The organism is Tropicimonas sp. IMCC34011 (assembly GCF_003390865.1).
Lineage (GTDB): Bacteria > Pseudomonadota > Alphaproteobacteria > Rhodobacterales > Rhodobacteraceae > Tropicimonas_B.
In genome coordinates, this window is record NZ_QMEJ01000004.1 from 497,401 (window position 1) to 524,131 (window position 26,731).

Sequence of the window (26,731 nt, forward strand, 5' to 3'; positions counted from 1 at the left end):
CCATGAAGAGAATTGCCCTTCTCGCGAGCGTCGCCGCCCTTGCGTTTTCGAACGCCGCCAGCGCTCAACAAGTGCAGGCGCAAGGCACCGCGCCCCTTCCCGCCGGAGCGGGTGCTGGCGCAGGCGCTGCTGCCGGGGCCGGCGCTCTCGGCACCGGTGCGATCATCGGGATCGGCGTCGCCTCACTCGTCGCCGTGACCGTCGCCGCCAACGCCCTGAGCGAAGACGATGACGACAACGATGGCGAGTCGGATATCCCCTCCGGCACGGTCGACTAAGTCGCACGTGCCCTCCGGAATGCTCCGTTTGCGAGCGGCCCGCAGGGGATAGCCTGAAATGATCTGAAACCGGGCCCGCGCCGATCCGCGCGGGCCCGGTTTCGTGACCGGAGCTGCGGGATGAAAGACATGACGACCATCGTTCCTGTGATTCTCTGCGGTGGATCCGGAACGCGGCTGTGGCCTCTTTCCCGCAAGTCCTACCCGAAGCAGTTCGCGAAGCTGACCGGGGAGGACACCCTCTTCCAGCAGTCGGCGAAGCGTTTGACCGGGCCGTCCTATGCGCCGCCCGTTGTCGTTACAGCGTCCGATTTCCGATTCATCGTGACCGAGCAGCTCCTTGCGGCGGGGATCGACCCCGGAGCGATCCTGATCGAGCCGGAGGCCCGCAACACCGCGCCCGCGATCCTCGCCGCCGCTCTCTGGCTCAGGAAAACCGATCCCGGCGGGCTGATGCTCGTAGCCCCCTCCGACCATGTGATTCCCGATGACGCCGCCTTTCGCGCGGCCGTCGAGGAGGCCCGGCCCGCAGCGGCCTCCGGCCAGCTCGTCACCTTCGGGATTGCCCCGGATCGGCCCGAGACGGGCTATGGCTATCTTGAGCTGGGAGACGGGGAGAGAGCCGGCGTCCGCCCGCTTGCCCGCTTCGTCGAGAAGCCGGACGCCGCGGCGGCCGCCGAGATGATCGCAAGCGGCCGGCACCTGTGGAACGCCGGCATCTTCCTTCTCCCGGTGGACGCCATAATTGCCGCGTTCGAAGCCCATGCGCCGGACCTGGTGGACCCCGTCACGCGTGCGGTCGATGAAGCGACGCAGGATCTGGGCTTTCTCCGTCTCGCCCCCGCTCCTTTCGCCGAGGCACGGGACGTGTCGATCGACTACGCGGTGATGGAGAAGGCCGGCAACCTCTCCGTCGTTCCGTTCTCCGGGGGATGGTCTGACCTCGGAGACTGGAACGCCGTCTGGCGCGAGACCGGAGCGGACGAAAACGGCGTCTCCCTGTCCGGCGCGGCGACGGCGATCGCGTGCCGCGACACGCTGCTGCGCTCCGAGGATCCCGACCTCGAGATCGTCGGTCTCGGCCTTACCGATATCGTCGCCGTTGCCATGCCGGATGCTGTGCTCATCGCGGATCGCAATCGTACGCAGGAGGTGAAGCACGCGGTCTCGGCGCTGAAGGCGAAGGGTGCCAGGCAGGCGGAACAGCTGCCGCGGGATTACCGGCCCTGGGGTTGGTACCAGACGCTCGCCCTCGCTCCGCGTTTTCAGGTCAAACGCATCATGGTCCATCCGGGCGCTGCGCTGTCGCTGCAAAGCCATGTCCACCGCGCGGAACACTGGGTGGTCGTGTCGGGCACGGCGCGCGTGACGGTCGACGACGAGGTGCGTCTCGTGACCGAGAACGAATCCATTTTCGTGCCGCTCGGTTCGGTCCACCGGATGGAGAACCCCGGCAAGCTCGACCTGCACCTGATCGAGGTGCAGACCGGAGCCTATCTCGGGGAAGACGACATCATCCGCTACGAAGACGTCTATCGCCGCGACGCCGCCGAATAAGGCGGCGCCGGCAGCTCTGCATCAGGTATCGTTGATGGCCCGATTGACCGGGTTGAGGATCGCCGGCGGGATCTGGGAGATCGCCCTGTTCCAGCGCGTCACGGGCTGCTCGGCCACGAAGATCACGTCGTTCGGCCTGAGCTCGAACCGTGTCGCCAGCACGAAGTTGGCTGCGTTGGTGGCGTCGAGATGCCACGCCGTCACGGCGGCGAAGTCCCGCGGATCGGCAGAGCCGCGCAGCACGTAGATCTGACGCGAGTTGCCCGTCTGGTTCGAGTAGCCGCCTTGCTCGTAGAGCGCATCGGCGAGCGTGGTGTCGTTTTCGTAGGGCATGGCGAAGCGGCTCTGGGTTTGGACCTCCCCCGCGAGATAGACGTAGTCGGGCTGCTCCGCGCCGAGGGACTGGCGGGCCGTGAAATTGCCCCTCTGCTCGGCGAGCGCGGCACGCTGAAAGCCGACGGCGGAATTGAGCTCCGCCAGAGCCTGCGTCCGCGCGTTCTGCTGAAGTTGGCTGCGGGTGATGACCTCTTCGAAGTAAGCCTGCGCCTGAGCGAGATCGTAGGTATCGTCCACGAAGATCGCATCGCCCTTGAGCAGCTTGATGCGGCGGAGCTGGTCGCTCGCATAGAGGTCGTTGACCGGGATCTGGTAGATCTGCCCGTCGCGGTAGATCCGCACCGAAGCATAGTCCACGTCCTGCGCCGTCACGCCGCCTGCATTGGCGAGCGCTTCCTCGAGATACAGCGGCGTCAGGGTGATCGGAATCACGCCCGGGTTCGAAACGGCCCCGCCGAGAGACACGCGGGAGGAGTTGAATTCGGCGATCTCGAGGCTGAACGTCGGGTCGATCTGCGCCTCGACCAGCCGTTGAAAGACCCGGTCCTCGGCTTCGGGCACGGTCATGCCGGACACGCTGATTCGGCCGACATCGGGCACCGCGATCGCGCCATCATCCTGCACGGTGTATCCCTGCCGGCTGTTCTGCGCGGCGAGGAGGCCGGAGAGTTGTTCGACGGAGGAGCCGGTCGGAGTCGCAAGAAGAAGCACGTCTCCGACGCCAATGCGATAAGGCTGCTCCTGCGCTTCCGGGGGCACGCGGAGGGCGAGTTCGCCCGGCCGGTCCTCGGGACGGAAGATCGGGGGCGGAAGCGCGCCGAGCCCGGGACCCGTCGCGGCGGAGGTGCCGGCGGTCTGCCTGAAGGCAGCGGGCAACTGTTTCGGCTGATACGTGGAGCGGTTCGCCGCGAGCACTGTCTGCGGAGTGATCGGAACGACGCGCACAGCCGTATCGTCGCCGGCGAAGCCGCGTCCGACCTGTGGTGAGTTGTAGATGACGCCGCACCCTGCAAGGGCCGCCGCCGCTGCAACCATCAGGATCGGCCGCATCGCGCGCTTCATCATTCCGCTCTCCCCTCGCATATCGAACATGCTCAACTTTGTTGCGCTCATGTTCGGCACGCCACGTCGCTTTGCAACCCTGACAGGGCCGAGGGTCCCCCGGGCGGCGCCGCGTGTTGCTTCATTTCAATCCTGCCGTGCGCGGTGCCGCCGTTTTCGCTTGAACGCGCAGCCTCCCCTCGGCCATCACCGGCTCAGTATCCCTTGGCCCAACCGACCCCAGCTGCAGGAGCCCACGTGAAGCGCGCACTCATCACCGGCATCACCGGGCAGGACGGCTCCTACCTTGCGGAGTTCCTGCTTGAAAAGGGATACGAGGTTCACGGCATCAAGCGCCGCGCCTCCTCGTTCAACACCCAGCGGATCGACCACATCTACGAGGATCCCCACGAGCCCAATCCGAAGCTCAAGCTGCATTACGGGGACCTGTCGGACAGCTCCAACCTGATCCGCCTGATGTCGGAGATCCGTCCGGATGAGGTCTACAACCTCGCGGCGCAGTCCCATGTCGCCGTCAGTTTCGAGGCGCCGGAATACACCGCCGACGTGGACGGGCTTGGCACGCTCCGGCTGCTGGAAGCCATTCGTTTCCTAGGCCTGGAGAAGACGACGCGCTTCTACCAGGCGTCCACGTCGGAGCTCTACGGCAAGGTGCTGGAGACGCCGCAAACCGAGACGACCCCCTTCCACCCCCGCAGCCCCTACGCGGTGGCGAAGATGTATGCCTACTGGATCTGCGTGAACTACCGGGAGGCGTACGGTCTCTATGCCTGCAACGGGATCCTCTTCAATCACGAGAGCCCGCGACGCGGCGAGACCTTCGTCACCCGCAAGATCACCCGTGGCCTCGCCAATATCGCGCAAGGGCTCGAGGACTGCCTCTACATGGGCAACATCGACTCGCTCCGGGACTGGGGCCACGCGAAGGATTACGTCCGCATGCAGTGGATGATGCTTCAGCAGGAAAGTCCCGACGACTTCGTCATCGCCACCGGAAAGCAGTACTCCGTCCGCGAGTTCATCCGCTGGTCGGCAGAAGAGCTGGGCATGACGTTGGAGTTCCGCGGTGAGGGGATCGAGGAGCATGCGGTGGTGACGGACGTGACCGGCGAAGATGCGCCGTCCGTGACGCCGGGGGACGTCGTGATGCGGATCGATCCCCAGTACTTCCGCCCGGCCGAGGTGGAGACGCTGCTCGGCGATTCCTCCAAGGCGAGAACGCTGCTCGGCTGGGAGCCCGAGATCACCGCCCGCGAGATGTGCTCGGAGATGGTCGCTTCGGATCTTCTGACGGCCCGCCGCCACGCGCTTCTGAAGGAGCACGGGTACGCCCTGCCGGTGGCGGTCGAATGAGCGGCGGCATCTTCCTCGCCGGGCATCGCGGCATGGTGGGCGGGGCAATCCTGCGGCAGCTTCGCGCGCGCGGAACGGAGCCGCTCACCCGCTCCCATGCCGAGCTCGACCTTGCCGACCAATCTGCCGTCCGCAGCTTCATGCAAAGCGAGAGACCGGACGCCGTGATCCTCGCCGCGGCGAAGGTGGGCGGCATCCATGCCAACGACACCTATCCGGCCGACTTCATTTACGAGAACCTGATGATCGAGGCGAACGTCATTCACCAGGCCCACGAGGCCGGGGTCCAGCGACTTCTCTTTCTCGGCTCTTCGTGCATCTACCCCCGCCTCGCGCCGCAGCCCATGGCGGAGGACGCGCTTCTGACCGGCAGGCTGGAGCCGACGAACGAGCCCTACGCCATCGCCAAGATCGCCGGGATCAAGCTGTGCGAAAGCTACAGCCGCCAGCATGGCCGCGATTACAGATCCGTCATGCCGACGAACCTCTACGGCCCGGGCGACAACTTTCACCCGCAGAACTCCCATGTCCTGCCCGCCCTCATCCGCCGCTTCCATGAAGCCGTGCGCGATGGTCGCGAGGAGGTCACGATCTGGGGCACCGGCACACCGCGCCGGGAGTTCCTGCACGTGGATGACATGGCGGCCGCGTCCCTCTTCGTCATGGCGCTTTCGGACGAGACCTACGCGGCAGAAACCGATCCCATGCTCAGCCACATCAACGTCGGCACCGGCGAGGACATTTCCATCGCCGAGCTTGCCCGCCTCGTCGCCGAGGTGACCGGCTATGAGGGGCGGATCGGTTTCGACACGGCCAAACCGGACGGCACGCCGCGAAAGCTCATGGACGTCAGCCGCCTCTCCCGCCTCGGCTGGACCGCGAGAACATCGCTCGAAGACGGCGTGCGTGAGACATATGCGTGGTTCCTGAGCGCTCAGGACGCAGACGCCTTGAGAGCGTAACGGGATACAGCCGGCGGCCCGATATCGCCGCCGTCGTTAGCTGCTCCCTTGTATTCAGAACCTGCCCTGTCACAGGGCTCCGACTTCTCGACGGAAATGCGGGAGGAAGGCGATCACTGCGTCGCCTTTCCCCCCACACCCCGAGCACGACCGATTTGCGCGCATTGAAATGAGCCGGCGCTGGACAAACTCACGAAGACCGAATTGAAGTTCACTCCTGAAAAGGGGCGCCCCGCGATAGTTCATTGGTCCGGGCCGGGCGCCTTCTCATTCATCGCCTGATACTGTTTTAGCCATTTTCCAATACCTTGGAGCGCTGCGAGCGCCTTGACCTGAATCAATTTCTTTCATGCCAACGCGCCGGCCGAAACCGGCAGATGCCGCGCGACCACGCCCAATCCGGCCTTGGACGGAACGCGTGACCTGATCCGGCATTATTCCACCAATCAGGCCTTCAATTCTCCTGATCATTGACAGAAATTGGAACTCCATTATGGAAGGGTCCGGGATGCGCGAGACATTCAATCGAGAGCGATCGGCGTGAAGAAGATGGACGACATCGATCCGGAAACTTCGGATGTCACGCGCCAGGACGAAACCACGGCACGCATGCTCGCCGCGATCGGCCGCCGGATCCGCTACTTGCGCAAGTCCCGTGACATGACGCTTCAGCAGCTGGCCGCCTCGAGCGGTGTCAGTGCCTCGATGCTCAGCCTCGTGGAGCGCGGCCTCACCTCTCCTTCCATAGGATCCCTCATCGTCGTCGGCGAAGCGCTCGGTGTGAGAATCTCCGAGCTGATGGCGACGGACGACCACGCCGGCGATCTCGTGGTGCGCCACAGGAACGTGCAGCCCGTCGTCCTGCCCGAGCAGGTGATGCGACGCATGATGAGGGAGGATCATGCGACCGGCATCAGCCTTTCGGTCGACGAATACGCCCCCGGCACGTCCACCGGGCCGGCTCCGATCCGTCAGCGCGTCGTCGGGCATGGCTTCGTCATCGAGGGCACGCTCACGATCGATATCGAGGGCACAAGTCACGTCCTCGAGGAAGGCGATCTGATTTCATTCGCGTTCGACCGGCCGCACACGATCCGGAATCATGGCGAAACGCCGGCCCGCACCGTCTGGGTGAACGCGGAGCGCCGCTAGGGCTTCGCGCGCCCTATCGCCGTCCCGGGACGCAGCGTTTTACCCTCCCGCCCCTGCCCGCTATCTATCCCGGCAGGATGCCAGGGAGTGACGGTATGAACGATCTGCAGACGCGGCTTTCGGAAACGCTCGGCCGCGGAGGCTGGCTCGCCGCAGACGAGGCCGGCGGCCGCACGCGGGACTGGCTGGACCGGTTCGGGGAGAGACCGCTCGGCATCGCGCGCCCCGCCTCGACCGAGGAGGTCGCCGGAATCGTCGCCGCCTGCGCCGAGGCCGGCGTTCCCATCGTGCCACAGGGCGGCAATACCGGCCTTTGCGGCGCGGCGGTGGCGGGGCAGGCGGGCGCCGTGATCCTGACCCTCGAGCGCATGACACGGATCGGCGAGGCGGATGCGGATGCCGGATGCATCGAGGTCGAGGCCGGCGCCGTGCTGTCCGACCTGCATTCCGCACTCGACGGGACGGGACTGATCTTTCCGCTGCATCTGGGCGCCGAAGGGTCGGCTCGCATCGGCGGCCTCATCGGCACCAATGCCGGCGGCAGCCACGCCGCGCGCTACGGCATGATGCAGGACCTCGTCCTCGGTGTCGAAGCGGTGCTGGCGGATGGCAGTGTCTGGTCAGGCCTCCGCGCGGTCCAGAAGGACAATGCGGGCTATCAGCTCCGCAAGCTCTTCTGCGGCGCCGAGGGGACGCTCGGGATCGTCACGAAAGCCGTGTTGCGGCTCCATCCCGCGCCCGCCCGCACCGAAACCGCGCTGCTCGCCCTGCCCGACGCAGCCTCGCTGATCGCCTTCGGAACGGCCCTGCGGCGGGAGGCGGGGGAGTTCGTCACCGGCCTCGAATTCTTCTGCGAGACCGGGATGGAGCTGGTTCTGCGCAACGTCTCGGGTGTGGACCTGCCGCTGGACAGCCGGGCACCGTTCTATCTGCTCGTGGAGTTGACCTGCGGGTCCGAGAAGGTGCCGCTCTCCGAGATCCTCGAAGCGGCGCTGGAGAGCGGAATGGAGGCCGGCCACGTGACGGACGGAGCCCTCGCGATGTCGGAAGCCCAGCGCGCGCATTTCTGGCGCCTGCGGGAGGAGCAGCCGGAGGGCCAGCGCCTCGAGGGCAAGCAGCTCAAGCACGACATCTCGGTCCCGCCCGGGCGGCTCGCGGCGTTCCTCGAAGAGGCGGAAGGGATCTGCGAGGCGGCCCTGCCGGGGGTGCGGATCAACCCGTTCGGGCATCTGGGCGACGGGAACGTGCACTACAATCTCAGTCCGCCGGAGGGGTCGAACGACTTCGGCGATACGGCGCAGCGCTTGGGCGAGGAGATTGGCGCCCTGGCTGAACGCATGGGCGGAAGCTTCGCCGCGGAGCACGGCCTCGGCCGCTCCAAGATCGCTCTTGCGGACCGCTTGAGGAGCGAAACGGAACGCCGGGCGATGGCGCGGATCAAGGCCGCGCTCGATCCCGAGGGGCTGATGAACCCGGGCGTGATCGTGCCCGGCGACGGGTAGGCCCGCTGCCCGCCATGCCTGATCTCGACGGGACCGCCCGGCGCCGCTAGGCTCCTTTCCCTGATCTCAGGGGGGCGGACTTTATCGATGAAGCAGGCGGCGCGACTTCGCGGGATCGGGGGGACGCCCGCCCTGCCCCTTGCCGTGCTGATCGCGCTTGTCGCCGGAGCGTCCCTCCTGCTGCTCTCCCATGTCTTCCGGAAGGAAGCGGTCGAGGATGGTTCGGCGACGGTGGAGCGCGTGTCCGAAACCATCGAGACCTGGTTTGCCCGGTACAGCGCCCTTGCGCCGATCTACGCCAGAGATCCGCGCGTCATCGCGGCGATGGAGCAAAGCCGGGCGCCGGGGGATCTCAGGGCACTGAACCTCGAACTCGAGGCATGGAACCGCCTTGCCGGCTCGTCGGACACGTATGTCATGGCACCGGACGGCACCACGCTTGCGGCGTCCAACTGGAACGGCGAGGTCAGCTTCGTCGGCCGGAACTTCGCCTATCGTCCCTACTTCAAGAACGCGATGGCGGGCGAGCCGGCGGAGTTCTTCGGGCTGGGGACGACGTCGGGCCTCAGAGGATACTACTTCTCCGCCCCCATTGTCGGAGAAGGGGATGCGATCCTTGGGGTGCTCGTGGTGAAGATCACCATCGATGCGCTGGAGCGGACGCTTCGCGACACGGCACATCCCGTCTTCGTCACGGACGAGGCGGGGATCATCATCCTTTCCGGCAATCCGGCCCTGCGGCTCACGGCCCTCGGGGAGATCGACGAAACCGACCGCGCCCGGATCGAGGAAACCCGCAAGTTCGCCCTGTCCGCGGTAACGCCCGCGCCGATCGAACCCGCCGGGTCATGGCTCGGCGGCGAATACCCGGTCGTGCGGGCCCCCGCACCGAACGCAAGCCAGGACCAGCGCTCCTACCTGCACCTCTCCCGCGCGCTGCCGAGCCGGGACTGGCGGCTGCATCTGCTCTACGACGCGACCGGTCTGAACCGGCAGTTCTGGACGGCTGCGCTCGCGCTCGCCGCGGCGGCGATTGCCATTTCGGCGCTCATCGCGCTGGCGCTTCAGCGGCGGCGGAGACTGATCGAGCGTCTGGGGGAGCGGGAGCGGGCGCGGGACGCGCTCGAGCGACGCGTGGCGCTGCGCACCGCGGACCTGACGCGGGCGAACGAGCGTCTGGAGGCGGAGGTCGCCGAGCGGCGCGCGGCGGAGGCGGAACTGCGGCGGACGCAGAGCGAGCTCATCCAGGCGGGGAAACTCGCAGCCCTCGGCCAGATGTCCGCCGGCCTCAGCCACGAGTTCAACCAGCCGCTGACCGCCATCCGCTCCTACTCCGAGAACGCCATCGCCTTCTTCGAGGCCGGGCGCGGTGATCGGGCCGCGGAAAACCTCGGCCGCGTCCTGCGCCTGACGGAACGCATGGCCCAGCTTTCCAAGCATCTCACCCGCTTCGCCCGCCGCTCGCCGGACGGCGTTTCCCCGGTGACCGTGGGACCGGTGATCGCGGAGGCGCTGGCGTTGCTGTCCGCCCGGATCGAGCGGGCGGAGGCGCGCGTGACGGTCGAGGGGCGGACGGACATGCAGGTCTTCGGTGGGGCGGTGCGGCTTCAGCACGTGGTGATGAATCTCGTCGGCAATGCACTCGACGCCTCACCCTCCGGCCCTCCCGTCATCGCCATCAGGCTCGAGCCGAGGGGCGAGGAGGTCGCCATGATCGTCGAGGACAACGGTCACGGCATTCCGGACGCGGCACTCGACTCCATCTTCGATCCGTTCTTCACCACGAAGGACGTGGGCAAGGGGCTCGGCCTCGGCCTCTCGATCTCCTACAACATCGTCCGGGATTTCGGTGGCACGATGCAGGCGGAAAACCGAAGCGAGGGCGGTGCCCGGATGATTGTCACGCTGCGCCGCGCCGAGGCGTCCGCACAGGAGGCCGCGGAATGAGCGGAGCGGTGATCCTGATCGACGACGAGGAGGATATCCGAGTCTCGCTTGAGCAGACGCTCGAGCTCGGCGGCTTCGACGTGACGACCTTCGCCCGGCCGGAGCGTGCGCTGGACCGGATCGGGCCGGGCTTCGACGGTGTCGTCGTGTCCGACATCAGAATGCCCCGCATGAGCGGGATCGACCTTCTGGAGGCGGCGCTTGAGATCGACCCCGCCCTCCCGGTCATCCTGATCACCGGTCATGGGGACGTGCCGCTTGCGGTGGAGGCGCTCGGCAAGGGCGCCTACGATTTCATCGAGAAACCCTTCGCGAGCGACCGCCTCGTCTCCTCCATCCGGCGCGCCCTCGAAAAGCGGCGTATGGCAATGGAGATACGGGGCCTCCGGGCCAGGGCGGCCGCGCCCGCCGCCGATCCCCTCGACGACATGATCCTCGGCCACGCTCCCGATATCGCCGAGCTTCGGCGAAAGGTCCGGACCATCGCCGGAACCACGCTCGACGTTCTCGTCACCGGCGAGACGGGCACCGGGAAGGAAGCGGTAGCGCGCGCGATCCATGCCCTCTCGGACCGTCCGGGCGGTCCGTTCGTCGCGCTGAACCTCGCCGCGCTGCCGGCCGAACACGTGGAGGCGGAGCTCTTCGGCTACGTGGCCAGCGCCTTCCCCGGTGCCGTCAGGGCACGCACCGGCCGGCTGGAGCACGCGCGCGGTGGGACGGTCTATCTCGACGAGATCGGCTCGGCGCCCCTGTCGCTTCAGGCCAAGCTCCTGCGGGTGATCGAGGAGCGGGCGATTCTGCCTCTTGGCGCGGCCGAACCGGTCGAGCTGGACCTGCGCTTCGTCGCGTCGAGCCGCCAGCCGCTTGAAGACCTGGTGGAGGCCGGCACCTTCCGGGACGATCTGCTCTACCGCGTGAACCCCGTGACCCTGCGCCTTCCGCCCTTGCGCGCGCGGGCGGGGGACATCGCACGGATCTACCAGCGTTTCATCCAGGAGGCCGCAGACCGCTTCGGGCGGGAGGCGCCCCAGACCGGGCCCGGGGCGATGATCGCCGTCTCGCAGCGCCCGTGGCCCGGAAACCTGCGCGAACTCAAGAGCGCCGCCGAGCGCCACGTCCTCGGCCTCGACGGCGATCCCGCGGCGGGCGCGCGCGCGGCCACAACGCTTGCCGATCAGGTCGAGGCCTTCGAGCGGGACACCATCGCCGCCGCCCTCGCCTCGACCGGCGGCAATCTCAAGGCGACCTACGAATCCCTCGGTCTGGCGCGAAAGACGCTCTACGAGAAGATGCAGCGCCACGGCCTGAAGCGACAGGATTTCGAAGGCTGACGTCGAACCTCCGCGGCCTGCGCGACTTCAAGTCAGCTCGCCATGCTGAACCGACCGGCATCCGGGGCGAAGCACGGGTCGAGCCGCGCGGCGAGGAGGCGCAGGTAGAGACTGGAGGAGGCCGTCAGTACGCCGCCCTCAAGTGTCCCGATGCCCGGCAGGTCCGCGATGGAGCGGGCGGCGCGACGGAGGAGCCCCTCGTCAGGCTGACCGTGGCGTGCGGCGAGGGTGGAGAGGTCGACCCGCCCATCGCACATCAGCCGCTCGATGGCCTCCGCGGTCAGCTTGTCCGCGTCGTCCATCGCGTAGCCCCGAGCCGTCGGCAGAATCCCCTCCGCGACCGAACGCTGCCAGTCCCCCGTGGCCGGGGCGTTCTGGGCGAAGCCGTCGCGGTAGCGGGAGATGGCGGAGGGGCCGAACCCGATCAGGGTTTCCGCCCTGTCAGTCGTGTAGCCCTGGAAGTTGCGGCGCACCTCGCCCCGCTCAGCCGCGACGGCCAGCGCTTCCCCCGGCAAGGCGTAGTGATCGATGCCGACGGCGATGTACCCCTCGGCCGTCAGGACCTCCCGCGCGGCCGCGGCGAGCGCGAGGCGTTCCTCCGCCCCCGGCAGCGCGTCCTCGGGGATCAGCCGCTGGCGCCGGGCCATCCACGGGACATGCGCATAACCGTAGAGAGCGATCCGGTCCGGGCGCATCTCTAGCATGGTGCGGAGCGTCGCGAGGATCCCCGGCTCGGTCTGGTACGGCAGGCCGTAGAGCAGGTCGAAGTTGACCGATGTCGTGCCCCTTGCGCGCAGGCCCTCGACCACGGCGCGCGTTATGTCCGCCGGCTGTTCCCGCCCGATCGCCGCCTGCACCTTGGGATCGAAATCCTGCACCCCGATGGAGGCGCGGGAGAGGCCGAGCCGGGCCAGCGCATCCAGCCGGGCATCGTCGCATTCGCAGGGGTCGATCTCCGCCGAGACTTCCGCGTCCTCCATCGCGCCGAACGCACCGCGCAGCATCGCGGCCAGACGGTCCAGCCGCTCCGGCGACAGCAGCGTCGGCGTCCCGCCGCCGAGGTGCAGCGCTGAAATGCCGAGCCGCTCCGGCAGGCGTCCGCGCACGGCCGGGATCTCCATCGCGAGGTGGTCGAGATAGCGATCGAGCGGCGCGTCGGTGCGGGTGCCCTGCGTGCGGCAGGCGCAGAACCAGCAGAGGCGACGGCAGAACGGCACATGCACGTAGAGCGACACCTCGTCGCGGTCCGGCAGCGCTCGGAGCCAGCGGTCCACGGTCTCGGGTCCAACCGAGGCTGAGAACCTGTTGGCCGGCGGATAGCTCGTGTAGCGCGGAACGCGGGAATCGAGCAGGGCGGTGCGGAGCGGATGATGTGTCATGCGGCGGACAGATGCCGAGACGGACAAAGAGGCGCATTGATCCACGTCAAGTCAGTGCGTATCCCCCCCATATGAGCAAGATTGACCGCATAAGCAGCTGTGACGACTGCCCGATCCGGCACAATGCCGTCTGCGCCGAATGCGACGCGGCGGAACTTGCCATGCTGGAAAGATCCAAGAGCTACATGACGATTCCCGCGGGGGCGACCATCGCCTCCGCCGGCGAGCCGCTCACGCATCTGAGCTCCATCATCACGGGCTGCGCGACCATGTCGCGGACGCTGGAAGATGGCCGGCGGCAGACCGTGGGCCTTCTTCTGCCGTCGAACTTCATCGGCCGTCCGGGGCGGGAATGCTCCATCTACGATGTGGAGGCGGCGTCGGAGGTGACGCTCTGCCGGTTCGAACGCCGGACCTTCGAGCGCATGGTGCAGGACACGCCGCACATCGCGGCACGCCTTCTGATGATGACGCTGGACGAGCTGGACGTGGCGCGGGAATGGGCCGTGGTGCTCGGCCGCATGACGGCGCGGGAAAAGGTCGCGGCCTTCTTCGTCAGCCTCGCGCGGCGGCAGGCGCAGACCGATGGCGGCCGCCAGCCCGCGCGGACGACGATGCTGAGCCTGCCGCTCTCCCGCGAGGCCATCGCGGACCACCTCGGCCTCACCATCGAGACGACGAGCCGCCAGATCACCGCGCTTCGCAAGGCGGGACTCATCGAGACGCCCTCCCTCCGCGCCATCCGCATTCCGGACTTCGAGAAGCTGGCCCTCGAAGCCGGCGAGGACGACGACGGCGGGATCGTTGCCTGAGGGCGCCCCACCGTTCGGCACGTAAAAGAGACTGCGCCCCGGCACGCGACATGATGCTCGCGGCGGCGTGGCATCAGAACCCCCGAGCGACATCCACATCCTGACATGAACGGCACCCGGACCGCGGCCCGATGGCCGCTTCGCTGCATTTCCCCCCTCTCCCCGCCGGTTTGATCCACATCAAGGCGGCCCCCTCACGGGACTGTCAGAGGACCCCGGACGACCGGCCGGGCGATTCCGTCCCGGCTTCCGAGGGCAGTATGGGGAAAGAAACATGCCGTATCTGAGGCTGGCAGGACTGGCCGTGATCGCGCTCCTGGCGGCAATCGCAGCCGATCAGGGCCACGATCTGGCCTACCGGGTTCACGGAGCACTCGTGATGCTCGTCGCGGGCGGGCTCTTCCTGTGGGAGCTTCGTCGTGCCGAGGAGGTCCGCCCCGTGGTGGACATCTCGGGCTACATGGACGGCCCCATCCGCGCCGGTGTCATCGCCACCGCCTTCTGGGGCGTGGCGGGCTTTCTCGTCGGCGTGTTCATCGCGCTCCAGCTCGCCTTTCCCGCCCTGAATTTCGACTGGTCCCAGGGCTATGCGAATTTCGGCCGGCTGCGTCCCCTGCACACCTCGGCCGTGATCTTCGCCTTCGGCGGCAACGCCCTCATCGCGACGTCGTTCTACGTCGTGCAGCGAACCTCCGCGGCACGGCTCTGGGGCGGCAACTCGGCCTGGTTCGTGTTCTGGGGGTACCAGCTTTTCATCGTCCTGGCCGCGACCGGATATCTCCTCGGCGCCACGCAGTCGAAGGAATACGCCGAGCCCGAATGGTACGTGGATATCTGGCTGACCATCGTCTGGCTGGTCTATCTCGCGGTGTTCCTCGGCACGATCGTGAAGCGCCGCCAGCCGCACATCTACGTCGCCAACTGGTTCTTCCTCGCCTTCATCGTGACGGTGGCGCTGCTGCATGTCGTGAACAACATCTCCATCCCCGTCTCGATCCTCGGCTCCAAGTCGGTTCAGGTCTTCTCGGGCGTGCAGGACGCGATGACCCAGTGGTGGTACGGCCACAACGCCGTGGGCTTCTTCCTGACCGCCGGGTTCCTGGGGATGATGTACTACTTCGTCCCCAAGCAGGCGAACCGCCCGATCTACAGCTACAAGCTCTCGATCATCCACTTCTGGGCGCTGATCTTCCTCTACATCTGGGCGGGTCCGCACCACCTGCACTATACCGCGCTGCCTGACTGGGCCTCGACCCTCGGGATGGTGTTCTCGATCATGCTCTGGATGCCCAGCTGGGGCGGCATGATCAACGGCCTGATGACGCTCGAAGGCGCCTGGGACAAGATCCGCACCGATCCGATCATCCGCATGTTCGTGGCCTCGCTCGCCTTCTACGGCATGGCGACCTTCGAGGGGCCGATGATGTCGATCCGCGCGGTCAACTCGCTGTCGCACTACACCGACTGGACCATCGGCCACGTGCATTCGGGTGCGCTCGGCTGGAACGGCCTGATCACCTTCGGCTGTCTCTACTTCCTGACCCCGCGTCTCTGGGGCCGGGCCCGGATGTACTCGATCTCCGCGATCAACTGGCACTTCTGGCTCGCGACGATCGGCATCGTTCTCTACGCGGCGTCGATGTGGGTCTCGGGGATCATGGAAGGCCTGATGTGGCGCGAGGTCGATGCCCAGGGCTTCCTCGTCAACTCCTTCGCCGACACCGTCGCCGCCAAGTTCCCGATGTACGTGGTTCGCGCCGCGGGGGGCGGCCTCTACCTCACCGGCGCGCTCGTCATGGTCTGGAACATGTGGATGACCATCCGCGCCGCTCCCGCCCGTGAGGGTGCTCCCGATACCGCCATTCCCGCGGAGTGATCTCAAGATGACCAAGCATAACGACCAGATCCCCGATCCGGACCGCGATCCCAAGACCGTCACCCTGAAGGACGCGGCCCGCGACGGCTCCATCCCCAACGAGCTGCCGCACCATACCAAGCTGCTCGACAGGCACGGGATCATCGAGCGCAACGCGACGCTGCTTCTCGTCTTCTCGTTCCTCGTCGTCACCATCGGCGGGATCGTCGAGATCGCACCGCTCTTCTGGCTGGAGAACACCATCGAGGAGGTGGAGGGCGTCCGCCCCTACTCCCCGCTCGAGCTGGCGGGGCGGGACATCTACATCCGCGAGGGCTGCTACAACTGCCACAGCCAGATGATCCGGCCGATGCACGACGAGGTGGAGCGCTACGGCCATTACAGCCTCGCCGCGGAATCGATGTACGACCACCCGCACCAGTGGGGGTCCAAGCGGACCGGGCCGGACGTCGCCCGCGTGGGCGGGCGCTACTCGGACGAGTGGCATGTCGATCACCTGGTGGACCCGCAGTCGGTCGTGCCCGAGAGCATCATGCCGAAATACGACTACCTCGCCCGCACGCGCATCACGCCCGAGCATATCGAGAGCCTGCTGCGGACCCATGCCTTCGTCGGCGTGCCCTACACCGAGGAGATGATCGAAAACGCGGCGGCCGACTTCCGCGTCCAGGTCGAACCCTTCGGGGATTGGGACGGCCTCCTGGAACGCTATCCCGGCGCCCAGATCCGCAACTTCGATGGCCAGCCCGAGCTGACCGAGATGGATGCGCTGATCGCCTACCTGCAGATGCTCGGCACCCTGGTCGATTTCTCGACCTTCACCGCCGACGACAGCCGCTGAGGACAGGATCATGAACGATACCTACAGCATAATGCGCCACTTTGCCGACAGCTGGGCCCTCCTGGTGCTCTTCCTCTTCTTCGTCGGCGCGATCCTCTGGGCCTGGCGGCCCGGTAGCCGTCCCCTGCACGACGACGCTGCCCATTCGATCTTCTCCCCCGAAGCGGAGCGGCTTCTGCCGGCGGCAGCCTCGGGCAGGACCTGCGACGGGACCCGTCGCAACAAGGCGGAGTGAGTGAAATGAGCGAGAAACGCATCGACGACGTCACCGGCACCGAGACCACCGGCCACAATTGGGACGGGATCGAGGAGCTGAACAATCCGCTGCCGCGCTGGTGGCTCTGGACGTTCTACGCCACCGTCCTCTTCGCGGTGATCTACACCATCTTCTTCCCCGCCTGGCCCCTGGTCTCCGGTGCGACGCAAGGTGTTCTCGGCTGGTCCACCCGCGGCGAGGTCGCCCGCGACATCGCGCAGATCGACGAAGGGCAGCAGCAATATCGCGAGGGGCTGCTCTCCGTCGATGTCCACATGATCCGCGACAACGAGGAGCTCCAGAATTACGCCGTTCAGGCCGGTGCGGCGCTCTTCCGCAACAATTGCTCGCAATGCCACGGTTCGGGCGCGGCGGGGGCCATCGGCTATCCCAACCTGCTCGACGACGACTGGCTCTGGGGCGGACGCATCGAGGACATCGCCCACACGATCCGGCATGGCATACGGAACGAGGAAGACCCCGACGCACGCTTCTCCCAGATGCCGGCTTTCGGCGAGATGCTGACCGAGGGAGAGATTGCCGGACTGGCCCGTCACGTCCAGAGCCTGCCGGACGGCGCGGACCCGCTCTCCGGCCCCGCGGGGCAGCTTTTCGCGGACAACTGCGCGACCTGTCACGGCGACGATGCGCAGGGCGACCCGGAAATCGGCGCGCCCGACCTGACGGACGCGATCTGGCTCTATGGCAGCGATCTCGCCTCGCTCGAGGACACCATCTCCCGCGGGCCCTATGGCGTCATGCCGCCCTGGGGCGAGCGTCTGGGCGAGGCGAATGTTCGTGCCCTCGCGGCCTATGTCCACCAGCTCGGTGGCGGCGAGGCGGGCGAGCCGCGCTCCGAAACGAATGTCGAGGAGCAGATCGGCGAGGGCGATGTGCCCGAGGGCGCCGGCCGCACAGGCGGCGATCCGTCCGATCCGGATGAGGTTCCGTTCCCCGAGGAGGCGAGCGGTACGGACTGAGCGCAAAACGTCGCTCCTGCCTTCCCTGTTCGCGCAAAATCGGGCGGGAGCGGCGCGCTCGGACTGGCGGCGCTCGGATTATCCGGGTGCCGCTTTTTTGTACCGCCCAGGGCCGTCCGGTGGGGCGGCGAAGGCGCGCGGGGGGCAACGCACCGTTTTCTTGTCCGGCCGGGGATCGTAGAGGACCGGCATGACACATGATCTTATCGTACTGGGAGCCGGGGCCGCGGGCCTCATGGCCGCCGCGACGGCGGGGCAAGCCGGCGCCCGCGTGCTCCTGCTCGATCACGCCGACAAGGCCGGCAAGAAGATCCTGATTTCGGGCGGTGGCCGGTGCAACTTCACGAATACGGGCACCGAAGCGGAGAACTTCCTCTCCGAGAACCCGCATTTCAGCAAGTCCGCGCTCGTGCGCTACACCCAGTGGGACTTTCTCGCGCTGGTTGAGCGCCACGGGATTGCCTGGCATGAAAAGACCCTGGGGCAGCTCTTCTGCGATGGCTCCGCCCGACAGATCGTGGCGATGCTCCTTGATGAATGCGCCGCCGGAGGCGTCGAGCTGCGCCTAAGGGCGAAGATCGATGACATCGGCCACGGGGACGGGCTCTTCCGCGTCGCCGGCGCCTCAGCCCCGCAACTGATCATCGCCACCGGCGGCCCGTCGATCCCGAAGATGGGCGCGACGGGGATCGCCTACCGGATTGCGGAGCGCTTCGGCCTTACCGTCGTCACGCCGCGGCCCGCCCTCGTTCCCCTGACCCTCGGGGAGGACGCACAGGCTTTCCGGGACATTTCGGGCGTGTCGTCCCACGTCACGGCATCGGCCGGGGGAGCCGCGTTTTCCGAGGCCGCGCTTTTCACACATCGCGGACTTTCGGGCCCCGCCATTCTTCAGGCCTCCTCCTACTGGACGCCCGGCGCGCCGGTGATGCTCAACCTTCTGGACAATGCCGAGGAGGTCCTGCGGGAGGCGCGGCGGCTCTCCCCCCGCGTCCATTTGCGGTCCGTCCTGAGCGAGCATCTTCCGAACCGCCTGGCCGAGGTCCTGGCCGCGCGCATCGGATTGCAGACCGAGATGGGCAATACGTCCGACAAGGAGATCGCGCGCGTCGCCGGCGAACTCCAGGCCCTGACGTTCCATCCCACCGGGACCGAGGGGTTCGCCAAGGCCGAGGTCACCGCCGGCGGCATTTCGACCGATGCGCTCTCCTCCCGTACGATGGAGGCGAAGTCGGTTCCGGGGCTCTATGCCATCGGCGAGGCGGTCGACGTCACCGGCTGGCTCGGGGGGTACAATTTCCAGTGGGCATGGGCTTCGGGCTGGGCCGCAGGACAGGCCGCCGCGGAGAAGCTCGGCCGCTGAACGGGAAAGCCAAGCCGCGACCATCCCACGGCACCTCTCATTCATGTGACTGCCCGGCCCGGCACCTCCTTCCGCCCTTTGATCCACGTCAAGGCGCTGCGGCCCCTGCTCTGCGAACAGGGCGCGCGAACAGGACGAAAGTGTCATGGCGACCAATTCCGACTCCCTCTACGCCGCGCGCGCGCCGATCTTCCCCAAACGGGTCTCCGGTCCCTTCCGCCGCCTCAAGTGGCAGATCATGGCGGTCACGCTCGGCATCTATTATTTCGTCCCGTGGATCAGGTGGGATCGCGGGCCGGACCTGCCGGACCAGGCGGTGCTCGTCGACATGGCGGGCCGACGCTTCTACTTCTTCTGGATCGAGATCTGGCCGCACGAATTCTACTTCGTCGCCGGCCTTCTCGTCATGGCGGGGCTCGGCCTCTTCCTCTTCACCGCGGCGCTCGGCCGGGTCTGGTGCGGCTATACCTGCCCGCAGACCGTCTGGACGGACCTCTTCATCCTCGTCGAACGGTGGGTCGAGGGGGATCGCAATGCCCGGATGAGGCTCGACAAGGCGCCTTGGAGCGCCCGCAAATGGCGGCTCCGCCTGACGAAGTGGACGATCTGGCTCCTCATCTCGGTGGCGACCGGGGGCGCGTGGGTCTTCTACTTCACGGATGCGCCGACGCTGGCGCGGGATCTCGTGACGTTGAACGCCCACCCCGCCGCCTGGTCCGCGATCGCGCTTCTCACGGCGACGACCTTCACCTTCGGCGGCTTCATGCGGGAACAGATCTGCATCTATGCCTGCCCATGGCCCCGCATCCAGGGCGCGATGATGGACGAAGACACGCTGACCGTGGCCTATCGCGAATGGCGGGGGGAGCCGCGCGGGAAGGGCCTGCGGCGCCGGGCCGTCACCGAAGCGGCGGAAACGACCACCCGGGCCGCCGGGCCGCAGATCGGCGGGCGCTCCCCCGCGATCCCGATGCCGGGGATGCCGACGGGCGTCGGCGGCCCGATTCCGGACAACGCCCCCGGGGACTGCATCGACTGCAATGCCTGCGTGAACGTCTGCCCCATGGGGATCGACATCCGCGACGGACAGCAGATGGCCTGCATCACCTGTGCGCTGTGCATCGATGCCTGCGACGAGGTCATGGGAAAGATCGGCCGCCCGCGCGGTCTGATCGACTATATCGCCCTGGCCGACGCCCCGGCGGAGCGGGAGGGACGCGCACCGCGCTCCGTCTGGCGTCACGTCCTCAGGCCGCGGAATATCGTCTACTTCGCCCTCTGGGGCGGGATCGGCCTTGCCCTCGTCTTCGCGCTCTTCATCCGCCCCGATATCGAACTCACCGTCGCGCCCGTGCGCAATCCGACCTTCGTGACCCTCTCGGATGGCGCCGTCCGCAATGCCTATGACGTGCGCCTGCGCAACAAGCACGGCGAGCCGCGTGATTTCACGCTCGGCGTGACGACCTCCTCCGACCTGTCGCTCAGCGTCGAAGGCGTTGCGGGAACAAGCGTCGAGGTGCCGGCGGATGCACAGGCCCTCACGCGCGTCTACGTGACGGCACCGGCAGGCGCGGAGGCCGCCGGTGGCGATACGACGGATCTGCGGATCTGGATCATGGACGACATCTCCGGGGAGCGCGCCTCCGCTCCCACCACATTCAACGGGAGGGGCACCCGATGACCCTGACGGGACGCAAGGTTCTTGCACTGTTTATCGGCGCCTTCGGGGTGATCATCGGGGTGAACCTGGCCCTTGCCTACAACGCCGTGCGGACCTTTCCGGGCCTCGAGGTCGCGAACTCCTACGTCGCGAGCCAGAGCTTCGACGACCGCAAGGCCGCGCAGGAGGCGCTCGCCTGGGACCTCGTCGCGGACTACGACGGAGGCGTCCTGAGCGTGGCGCTCCGCGATGCGGCGGGCGTGCCGGTGACGAGCCCTGCCCTTCTGACCGTCGGCCGGCCCACCGAGGGGCGGGATGACCTCGCCCGCCGGTTCGAGGGCCGCGACAGCTGGAGGGTGGAGCTGGAGCCGGGTCTCTGGCGGCTGGATGTCGAGGCCGAGGCGCCGGACGGCACCGCCTTTACGCGCCGGCTGAAGCTCCGGGTCGCGCCATGACAGCCGCCTGCCCCGCCTGCGTTGCCCTGCCGGAAAGGGCGGCGACGCGGGACGCCGATCCCGATGTCGTCCTGCACCTGCCCGACATCCATTGCGCGGGCTGCATCGCGTCGGTGGAAGATGCGCTCGGGCGGCTTCCGGAGGTCCGGGAGGCGCGGGTGAACCTGACCCTGCGCCGCGTCTTCATCGCCGGGGCGAACATCACGCCCGGCCCCATGATCGAGGCGCTCGCCGGCGCCGGACACAGGGCGCAGGAGCTCGATACAGGGCGCCTCGGGCGGCAGGGGAACGAGGGACGGGATCTTCTCATGCGGATCGGCGTGGCCGGGTTCGCGATGATGAACGTGATGCTCCTGTCCGTCGCCGTGTGGTCCGGCGCAGCCGGCGCTACGGAGCGGCTCTTCCACCTGATCTCGGCTGCCATCGCCCTGCCCGCCGTCGCCTTCTCCGGCCGTCCCTTCTTCGCCTCGGCGCTCACGGCCCTCTCCCGTGGCCGACTGAACATGGACGTTCCGATCTCGCTCGCGATCGCGCTGGCGGCTCTCGTCTCCCTCGCGAGCGCCCTTCTCGGCGGTGAGCAGCACGGCTGGTTCGACGCGGCGCTGGCGCTGACCTTCTTCCTCCTCATCGGGCGGTATCTCGACCATGCCGGGCGCAACGCAGCCCGGTCCGCCGCGGCGGAACTCGCCGCGCTCGACGTGTCCCAGGCGATCCTCCTCGAAGGCGGCGCCGAGCGGATCGTGAGGGCCGAGAGCCTCGCTCCGGGGGACATGATACGCGCACGGCCGGGGGACAGGCTGCCGGCGGACGGGGTGGTGACGAGTGGCCTCAGCGATCTCGACCGCTCTGCCCTCACCGGCGAATCGAAGGCCGGTCGGGTCGGACCCGGGGAAGAGGTCGCGGCGGGCGAGGTGAACCTCACCGGGCCGCTCGACATCCGCGTGGTGCGGGCCGGGCGGGAGACCGCGCTCAGTCGCCTGACCGATCTCGTGGCCACGGCGGAGGCGCAGCGCTCCCGTCATGCCGGCATCGCCGACCGCGCCGCGCGCGCCTATGCGCCCGTCGTCCACATCCTCGGCGCCGCCGCGTTCCTGCTCTGGCTCGGTCTCACCGGAGATGCGTGGCGCGCTCTCGATGTCGCGATCTCCGTCCTCGTCATCACCTGCCCCTGCGCGCTTGGGCTCGCCGTGCCCGCCGTCTCCACGGTCGCGACCGCGCGCCTCTACAAGCTGGGCCTCCTCGTCAAATCCCGCACCGCGCTGGAGCGGCTATCGGAGATCGACCTCGTGGTATTCGACAAGACGGGCACGCTGACGACCGGCGCCGCGCGGCTCCGCGGCGAGCCGGACCCTGCGGCGCTGTCCCTCGCGGCGGGCCTCGCGCAGGGATCGAACCATCCCTATTCCCGCGCCATTGTCGCGGCCGCCGCGGAAAGAGGCCTGGAGCCGGCCCCGGTTCAGGATGTGACGGAGGTCGCCGGCCGCGGTGTCGAAGGCCATTCGGGCGGGCGCCGCGTCCGCCTCGGGCGGCCGGACTGGGCCGGACCGGGCGACGCCGATCCCGATGGGGTTGCCCTCGGCGACGGCTCGCACGTCACCCTCTTCACCTTCGAGGAAGAGCCGCGCCCCGATGCCGAAGAGTGCCTGCGCATGCTGGAGGCCCACGGCTATGACATCGCCCTTCTCTCGGGCGACGCCTCCGCCGCGGTCGCCCGCGTCGCCACGCGCCTCGGCATCGAGACCGCCAAGGGGCGGATGACGCCCGAGGAGAAGGCAGCCTGGCTCGAGGCGCGCGCCGCGGAGGGCCGCCGGACGCTGATGATCGGAGACGGCCTGAACGACACCGGCGCGCTCTCCGTCGCGCATGCCGCCCTCTCCCCCGGCTCCGCCCTCGAAGCGGCGCGCAGTCTCGCGGACGTGGTGCTGCTCTCGGATCGCCTCGAACCCATCGCGACGCTCCTCGCGACCGCCCGCGCCAGCACGGTCCGGATGAAGCAGAACATTGCTCTGGCCGGTCTTTACAACGTGGTGGCCGTGCCGCTCGCCTTCTCCGGTCACGCGACCCCGCTGATCGCCGCGCTCGCCATGTCCGCGTCTTCGTTGACGGTGTCGCTCAATGCGGCGAGGAAGCTGGCATGAACGTCCTTGCCATCCTCATCCCGGTCTCCGTCTCGCTCGGCATTCTCGGACTGGCCGCCTTCGTCTGGACCATGCGCGCCTCGCAATATGACGATCCGGACGGCGACCGCGCCCGGATCCTCGACGAGCGATACGACGACGATCCGGCGGGCTGACGCCTCAGGGCTCGACCCCCATGACCGGCCGCGCCATCAGGTCCGCCACCTTGCCGAGCGCCTCGGCGAGCCACGCATCGCTCAGCCGGCCGTTGAGATAGACGCGAACCGCGTTCGGAGCCGCCCCGTCCGCGGCGGCGAACTGATCGGACGGCTTCACGAGGACGCCCCTTTCCGCGCAGGCCGCGCTGAAGGACGAGGCGCGCCAATGGGACGGGAGGGGCAGCCAGATGAAGGGCGTGTCCGCGTCGTAGACCGGTCCCTCGCCGAAGATCCCGCGCGCCATCGCGACCCGGCGGTTGCAGGCCGCCCGCACGTCAGCGGCGATCCGCATCGCCTCCCCGCTCCGGAACAGGTCCAGCACCACCCGCAGGATGAGCCCCGACAGGCCGTACATCTGCTGTTGCGCCACCGTCAGCGCCTGGTTGCCCCAGCCGACCGGCGCGATGAGGGAGCCGAAGCGAAGCGTCGGGCTGATGGATTTCGACAGCGAGGCGACGTGCCAGGCCCGCTCGGGCGCGAGATCGCGGTAGCCCGAGACCTCGTCCTCGCCAAAGGAGAACGTATCGTCGTCCACGATGTGCAGATCGCGGGCGCGGGCAATCTCCACAATCCGCGCCCGGCGCGATGCGCTGCTGCGGACAAGTGTCGGATTGTGAAGGCGGGAGGACGTCATGAAGACGGCGGGGCCCGATCGGGCGCAGATCGCGTCGAGCGCCTCGGCCGACGGCCCCTCCTGGTCCATCGGTATGGACAGCACCTTCGCCTGCGCCAGCGCGCCGACATTGCGGAAGCCGGGATAGGACAGCTCCTCCACGATGAGCGTCCGCCGCCGACCTCGCAGGAGCGTCTCCGCCGCGACGTGGAGCGCATGCTGCGCACCCGCCGTCACCACCACGTCCTCGCGCGACGCGGGCCCGGTCTGGGTGCGGGGCAGGAAGGCGAGCAACGCGTCGATCACCTCAAGCTCGTCCGCCCGTCGGGGATACTCCACCATCTCCGCCGTCAGGGACGCCCCGACCCGAGCCATCGCCGCGCCTATGAGCGCTGCCTGACCGACCTCGGGAATGACGGAGCTGCGCAGGTTCGCCTCTCCCCGCAGGGGGGTGGCGACGAGCGGCGGCGGTTCTTCGGAATGGCGCGGAGCAACGAACGTTCCGCTGCCGACCCGCGCCACGAGACGCCCTTCCTCGGTCAGGCATGAATAAGCGCGGGACACGGTGCCGGGCGTGATGCCCAAGTGCCATGCCAGTTCCCGGACAGGAGGCAACTTCGCGTCGGGCGTCAGCGCACCGGTCTCGATCCTCTCCCGGATCGCATCGGCCAGCGCCAGGTATTTGGGGCCCCGGCCATGATCCGACAACGAAATTGTATCCATGACAATGAAACCGTTCCAATTGGATTGGGAGATATTGTATCCGTGTATTGTACCCTAATCCTAAATTGTATCAATACAAAATGGCACATCAAAACGTTTCACGCCGGGCGACCTATGCCCCGATCCCGCCGGAACCCAGTCTTCTGGAGCGGCTGCGCACCTGGCACGCCCGCTGGCAGATGCGCCGCAGGCTGGAGGACCTTCCCCTCGATCGGCTTCACGATATGGGCATCGACGAGATCGACATGCGCACGGAGTGTTCCAAACCCTTCTGGCGCCCGTGAAAACCATGGTTACGGCGTTCGGCGCAGTAGACAGTTGCATACAGTCGCGCTAGCAGTATGGCGACAGGCAGACGGGACTGCTCCGGATGGAGCAACGCTCGATGCCCGCTTCCCGTTCGTATGCCTGCGAGACTGACGATTCGAACCTATCCCATCCCCTTCAACGAAGAGGCCCGCCTCCGTTCGCTTCTCGGCATTCCGGGACTGACAGCGCAGAACGAGGCACTCTTCGATTCGATCTGCCGGGCGACACGCGAGCTTCTGGGATGCCAGCTCGCGCATATCAGCATCGTCGAGGACGAGGGGCAGTGGTACAAGTCCGTCGTCGGATACGATCTCGGTCCGATGCCGCGGGATACAGGCTTTTGCGCCCACACGATCATGTCGGACCAGCCGATGGTCGTCCCCGACCTCAGCAAGGATCCCCGCTTCGCGTCCCACCCGATGGTCGCCGAGGGCGGGCCACAGGCGCGGTACTATGCCGGCGTTCCCCTCATTCTTTCGTCCGGGCACCGCTTCGGCTCCCTCTGCGGCATCGATCTTGTGCCCCACGACCCGCCATCCGAGCGGGAGCTCTCCATTCTGACCGAGCTTGGCCGCGCCGTTGTCGCCGCGCTCGAAGCCAGACCGCCCGAGACCACCGCGCACAGGTCGGACGAGGTCGCGAAATCCACCTTCATCGCGCTCATCGGGCATGAACTCCGGACGCCGCTGACGATTCTTTTCGGGAGCCTTCAGCTGCTGGAGCTCACGCTCGGGAAGGGGGCGAATCCGAAGCTGCTCACCGGAGCGCGCAAGTCCGTCGACCACATCATCAAGCTCGTCGAGACGATCATCGCGTTCAGCGATGCCTCGACCGGCGAACTGCGCCTCAACGAGCGCCATTGCGACCTGAGCGACATTCTGGACGAAGTTGCCGCGATGCAGTTGCCGGGGAAGGATGGGGCGATCAAGACCGTTGCCCTTGCGGACGACTCGATCGATGCGCGGATCTACCTCGACCCCGATCAGATCTGGCTCGCCCTCGACGCGCTGATCCTCAATGCCATTAACCATGGCGGCGCGGACGTCACCGTCGGCGCGCGCCAGGTCGATGGCGGACATATCGAGATCGATGTCTGCGACAGCGGCAGTATCGGCGATCACGTCGATCTTGCCAGGCTCTACGCCCCCTTCGTCGTCGGCGGCAATATCGACAACCGTGACACGCGCGGCGGCCTCGGCCTCGGCCTGCCCCTGACCCGCAAGCTGGTCGAATTGCATGGCGGCGAATTCGAAGTCCGCGCCGAGCCGGATCGAACCCGCGCCATCATCCGCCTGCCAGTCTGGCGCACACAGATGCCGGAAACGAAGATCGGGGACTGAAGAAATGAGCGCCATCGCGTGCGCTCGATCCCGGGACAACGGTCAGGAAGGGTCACCCTCGGCGCCGCACCAATCGCCGGAGCTGCGGCAGACGCAGCTCCTCGCCCCCCTCACAGCTTCAACGTGAAGAGCGAGTCGGGGGACGCCGCCCCGGAATCAAAACTTTTCACTGAAAATGAGAGAGAACTGGTGCCCAGGAGATCGGTCACTCTTGGGTTGTGTTCTCGTTACAGGCCTCACCTCGGCGCTCTGCCTCAGTAAAACAAGGGGTATCCGCATGGGAGAGTCCCCGTCAACAGGCGCGGCGGG

Annotated in this window: 23 protein-coding genes; 20 read left to right on the forward strand and 3 right to left on the reverse strand. The window is 67.5% G+C overall.

Features of this window, described 5'->3' with window-relative positions:
• The first annotated feature begins 2 nt into the window (after nt 1–2).
• Nucleotides 3–278 carry a hypothetical protein gene (locus tag DQG15_RS18245; protein ID WP_157969007.1) on the forward strand — a complete coding sequence of 92 codons (276 nt, stop codon included), beginning with the start codon at nt 3–5 and terminating at the stop codon, nt 276–278.
• 129 nt (nt 279–407) lie between these two features.
• Nucleotides 408–1,835, forward strand: coding sequence for a mannose-1-phosphate guanylyltransferase/mannose-6-phosphate isomerase (locus tag DQG15_RS14355; RefSeq protein WP_116086402.1), 1,428 nt, complete (start codon nt 408–410; stop codon nt 1,833–1,835).
• 21 nt (nt 1,836–1,856) lie between these two features.
• On the opposite strand, the gene DQG15_RS14360 is transcribed toward DQG15_RS14355, so the two are convergent.
• Complete coding sequence (locus DQG15_RS14360) at nt 1,857–3,233, reverse strand: polysaccharide biosynthesis/export family protein (RefSeq protein WP_232830866.1); 1,377 nt, start codon at nt 3,231–3,233, stop codon at nt 1,857–1,859.
• A gap of 237 nt (nt 3,234–3,470) precedes the next feature.
• Here DQG15_RS14360 and gmd point away from each other — a divergent pair, with 237 nt between their 5' ends.
• The 6 genes from gmd to DQG15_RS14390 all read left to right on the forward strand — a co-directional run bounded on the left by gmd (nt 3,471) and on the right by DQG15_RS14390 (nt 11,480).
• Complete coding sequence (gmd, locus tag DQG15_RS14365) at nt 3,471–4,586, forward strand: GDP-mannose 4,6-dehydratase (RefSeq protein ID WP_116086270.1); 1,116 nt, start codon at nt 3,471–3,473, stop codon at nt 4,584–4,586.
• The gene (locus DQG15_RS14370) at nt 4,583–5,548 is read left to right on the forward strand and encodes a GDP-L-fucose synthase (protein WP_116086272.1); all 966 of its coding nucleotides are present in this window, start codon (nt 4,583–4,585) and stop codon (nt 5,546–5,548) included. Before gmd ends, DQG15_RS14370 begins: the two co-directional genes overlap by 4 nt.
• 549 nt (nt 5,549–6,097) lie before the next feature.
• Nucleotides 6,098–6,700: a helix-turn-helix domain-containing protein gene (locus tag DQG15_RS14375; protein WP_232830867.1), complete on the forward strand. Its 603-nt coding sequence runs from the start codon at nt 6,098–6,100 to the stop codon at nt 6,698–6,700.
• Between the two features lie 95 nt (nt 6,701–6,795).
• Nucleotides 6,796–8,202, forward strand: coding sequence for an FAD-binding oxidoreductase (locus DQG15_RS14380; RefSeq protein ID WP_116086276.1), 1,407 nt, complete (start codon nt 6,796–6,798; stop codon nt 8,200–8,202).
• An 87-nt stretch (nt 8,203–8,289) separates the two neighbouring features.
• Nucleotides 8,290–10,149 (forward strand): ATP-binding protein, encoded by a 1,860-nt coding sequence (locus DQG15_RS14385; protein WP_116086278.1) that lies wholly within the window; start codon nt 8,290–8,292, stop codon nt 10,147–10,149.
• Nucleotides 10,146–11,480 (forward strand): sigma-54 dependent transcriptional regulator, encoded by a 1,335-nt coding sequence (locus tag DQG15_RS14390; protein WP_116086280.1) that lies wholly within the window; start codon nt 10,146–10,148, stop codon nt 11,478–11,480. The genes DQG15_RS14385 and DQG15_RS14390 overlap by 4 nt, the downstream gene beginning before the upstream one ends.
• 32 nt (nt 11,481–11,512) lie before the next feature.
• Here DQG15_RS14390 and hemN read toward each other — a convergent pair whose 3' ends face one another.
• On the reverse strand, nt 11,513–12,859 hold the full coding sequence (hemN, locus tag DQG15_RS14395) for an oxygen-independent coproporphyrinogen III oxidase (protein ID WP_116086282.1): 1,347 nt from the start codon (nt 12,857–12,859) through the stop codon (nt 11,513–11,515).
• Nucleotides 12,860–12,930: 71 nt separating this feature from the next.
• Here hemN and fnrL point away from each other — a divergent pair, with 71 nt between their 5' ends.
• The 10 genes from fnrL (at nt 12,931) to ccoS (ending at nt 23,395) form a co-directional block, all read left to right on the forward strand.
• Nucleotides 12,931–13,671 carry a transcriptional regulator FnrL gene (gene fnrL, locus DQG15_RS14400; protein WP_116086284.1) on the forward strand — a complete coding sequence of 247 codons (741 nt, stop codon included), beginning with the start codon at nt 12,931–12,933 and terminating at the stop codon, nt 13,669–13,671.
• A gap of 274 nt (nt 13,672–13,945) precedes the next feature.
• The gene (ccoN, locus tag DQG15_RS14405) at nt 13,946–15,547 is read left to right on the forward strand and encodes a cytochrome-c oxidase, cbb3-type subunit I (protein ID WP_116086286.1); all 1,602 of its coding nucleotides are present in this window, start codon (nt 13,946–13,948) and stop codon (nt 15,545–15,547) included.
• A 7-nt stretch (nt 15,548–15,554) separates the two neighbouring features.
• Nucleotides 15,555–16,388, forward strand: coding sequence for a cytochrome-c oxidase, cbb3-type subunit II (gene ccoO, locus DQG15_RS14410; RefSeq protein ID WP_116086288.1), 834 nt, complete (start codon nt 15,555–15,557; stop codon nt 16,386–16,388).
• Between the two features lie 10 nt (nt 16,389–16,398).
• A complete protein-coding gene (locus DQG15_RS14415) occupies nt 16,399–16,623 on the forward strand; it encodes a cbb3-type cytochrome c oxidase subunit 3 (RefSeq protein ID WP_116086290.1) in 225 nt (74 codons plus the stop codon).
• A 5-nt stretch (nt 16,624–16,628) separates the two neighbouring features.
• Nucleotides 16,629–17,624 carry a cytochrome-c oxidase, cbb3-type subunit III gene (gene ccoP, locus DQG15_RS14420; RefSeq protein ID WP_116086292.1) on the forward strand — a complete coding sequence of 332 codons (996 nt, stop codon included), beginning with the start codon at nt 16,629–16,631 and terminating at the stop codon, nt 17,622–17,624.
• Nucleotides 17,625–17,814: 190 nt separating this feature from the next.
• Nucleotides 17,815–18,987 (forward strand): NAD(P)/FAD-dependent oxidoreductase, encoded by a 1,173-nt coding sequence (locus DQG15_RS14425; protein ID WP_116086294.1) that lies wholly within the window; start codon nt 17,815–17,817, stop codon nt 18,985–18,987.
• Nucleotides 18,988–19,132: 145 nt separating this feature from the next.
• Nucleotides 19,133–20,668: a cytochrome c oxidase accessory protein CcoG gene (locus DQG15_RS14430; RefSeq protein ID WP_116086296.1), complete on the forward strand. Its 1,536-nt coding sequence runs from the start codon at nt 19,133–19,135 to the stop codon at nt 20,666–20,668.
• Complete coding sequence (locus DQG15_RS14435) at nt 20,665–21,102, forward strand: FixH family protein (RefSeq protein ID WP_116086298.1); 438 nt, start codon at nt 20,665–20,667, stop codon at nt 21,100–21,102. Before DQG15_RS14430 ends, DQG15_RS14435 begins: the two co-directional genes overlap by 4 nt.
• Nucleotides 21,099–23,240, forward strand: a complete 2,142-nt coding sequence (locus tag DQG15_RS14440; RefSeq protein WP_116086300.1) for a heavy metal translocating P-type ATPase — start codon at nt 21,099–21,101, stop codon at nt 23,238–23,240. Before DQG15_RS14435 ends, DQG15_RS14440 begins: the two co-directional genes overlap by 4 nt.
• On the forward strand, nt 23,237–23,395 hold the full coding sequence (gene ccoS / locus DQG15_RS14445) for a cbb3-type cytochrome oxidase assembly protein CcoS (protein WP_116086302.1): 159 nt from the start codon (nt 23,237–23,239) through the stop codon (nt 23,393–23,395). The genes DQG15_RS14440 and ccoS overlap by 4 nt, the downstream gene beginning before the upstream one ends.
• 4 nt (nt 23,396–23,399) lie before the next feature.
• Here ccoS and DQG15_RS14450 read toward each other — a convergent pair whose 3' ends face one another.
• Nucleotides 23,400–24,773: a PLP-dependent aminotransferase family protein gene (locus DQG15_RS14450; protein WP_116086304.1), complete on the reverse strand. Its 1,374-nt coding sequence runs from the start codon at nt 24,771–24,773 to the stop codon at nt 23,400–23,402.
• A gap of 80 nt (nt 24,774–24,853) precedes the next feature.
• On the opposite strand from DQG15_RS14450, the gene DQG15_RS18250 reads away from it, so the two are divergent.
• Together DQG15_RS18250 and DQG15_RS14455 are read left to right on the forward strand one after the other, a co-directional pair.
• Nucleotides 24,854–25,057 carry a DUF1127 domain-containing protein gene (locus DQG15_RS18250; protein WP_157969008.1) on the forward strand — a complete coding sequence of 68 codons (204 nt, stop codon included), beginning with the start codon at nt 24,854–24,856 and terminating at the stop codon, nt 25,055–25,057.
• Between the two features lie 120 nt (nt 25,058–25,177).
• Entirely contained in the window at nt 25,178–26,422 is a 1,245-nt protein-coding gene (locus DQG15_RS14455; RefSeq protein WP_232830860.1) for a GAF domain-containing sensor histidine kinase, read from the forward strand.
• The last annotated feature ends 309 nt before the right edge of the window (nt 26,423–26,731 follow it).